The organism is Thauera terpenica 58Eu (assembly GCF_000443165.1).
GTDB lineage: Bacteria > Pseudomonadota > Gammaproteobacteria > Burkholderiales > Rhodocyclaceae > Thauera > Thauera terpenica.
Genome location: NZ_ATJV01000116.1, coordinates 1 through 1,612, shown reverse-complemented (window position 1 = coordinate 1,612; position 1,612 = coordinate 1). Strand labels below are relative to the sequence as shown.

The 1,612-nt window shown below is 59.3% G+C and carries 1 protein-coding gene; it reads left to right on the top strand.

The window, feature by feature from the left end; genetic code table 11:
• The first annotated feature begins 221 nt into the window (after positions 1-221).
• Entirely contained in the window at positions 222-1,418 is a 1,197-nt protein-coding gene (locus M622_RS38475; RefSeq protein WP_245543115.1) for an ABC1 kinase family protein, read from the top strand.
• Positions 1,419-1,612 lie beyond the last annotated feature (194 nt).

Genomic DNA, 1,612 nt, shown 5'->3' with positions numbered 1-1,612 from the left:
TGGGAAAACGGCTTGAAACCCGCATGAACACTGGCGCGATTTCTCAAAAAACGGCTTTTTTGGAGGCGAACTGTCGAACTCGGGGGACCAGAGACGCTGCATCGGCGGTTCCCAGCAGCCGCATCGGTCGTCTGGCCCGCCTCGGTTCGCTGGCAAGCGGGGTTGCCGGGGGCATGCTGGCCGAGGGAGCGCGTCAGCTTGCTCAGGGCAAGAAACCACGCATGGGCGACCTGCTGCTGACGCCGGCCAACGCTCAGCGCGTTGCGGACCAGCTCGCACAGCTGCGTGGAGCCGCGATGAAAGTGGGGCAACTGCTGTCCATGGATGCGGGCAGCCTGATGCCACCCGAGCTCGCCGAGATTCTCGCCCGCCTGCGTGAAAACGCGCGCACGATGCCGATGAGCCAGGTCGTCGAGGTGCTGGAAACGCATTGGGGAAAGGGCTGGGAGAAACATTTTTCACGCTTCTCCTTCACCCCGGCCGCAGCGGCCTCCATCGGTCAAGTGCATCGCGCATGCGACAAGGGCGGGCGTGAGCTGGCGGTGAAGATCCAGTACCCCGGCGTACGCCGCAGCATAGACAGTGATGTCGACAACGTCGCCACCTTGCTGAAGCTGTCCGGTCTGCTGCCGAAAAATCTGAACGTCGCGCCCCTGCTCAACGAAGCCAAACGCCAACTCCACGAAGAGGCCGACTATCATCACGAGGCCCAGTGCCTGCAGCGTTTTCGACAGCTGCTTGATGGCGATGCTGATTTCTTGCTGCCTGAAGCCATCAGCGCGTTGACGAGCACGGACATTCTGGTGATGAGCTGGGTTGAAGGCGTGGCAGTGGAGTCACTCGACACAGCGCCACAAGCCGTTCGTGATCGCATCGCCAGTCGGCTCATCGGTCTTTTCTTTCGCGAACTGTTCGAGTTTCGACTGATCCAGACCGATCCCAACTTTGCCAACTATCGCTACGTTGCAGAACACGAGCAGGTCGTACTACTGGATTTTGGCGCCACCCGTGTGTATCCATTGGATACCGTGGAAGCTTATCGCGATCTGATGCAAGCCGCGGTGCGCGGCGATCGCTTCGCCATGACTGCAGCCGCGCGTGCGATCGGTTACTTTGACGAACACATCCACGATCAACAACGTGACGCGGTCGTCGACCTCTTTGCCCTGGCCTGCGAGCCCTTGCGCCATGTCGGCAGATACGATTTCGCAGGTTCGGACCTACCCCTGCGCCTTCGAGACGCTGGGATGAAGCTCAGCATGGACCGTGATTTCTGGCATACACCACCTGCAGATGCCTTGTTCCTGCACCGCAAACTGGGTGGGCTATACCTGCTTGCCGCCCGACTGAAGGCACAGGTCGATGTCCGGTTGCTGGCACAGCCACACCTGCTGGCTTTGTCCATGGAATCCACTTGAACGCCTTGTAAGTCGCAGGCCGGCAAGCTCCAAACCATAAGGCATAGCGCTGGTGATCAATGCGCTTGCGAGCGTAGCTCCATCAGGCGACACCTGTTGCACGCGTTGACGCAAAAACCCCCTTGTACATTTTTTTGCACAAGGGGGTTTTTCATATAATTAGTCTGACGATGACCTACTTTCACGAGGGCGGA

Bases quoted from the DNA above. Each gene is read 5' to 3' on its own strand.
- M622_RS38475 (WP_245543115.1), top strand. From the start codon at position 222: ATGGGCGACCTGCTGCTGACGCCGGCCAACGCTCAGCGCGTTGCGGAC.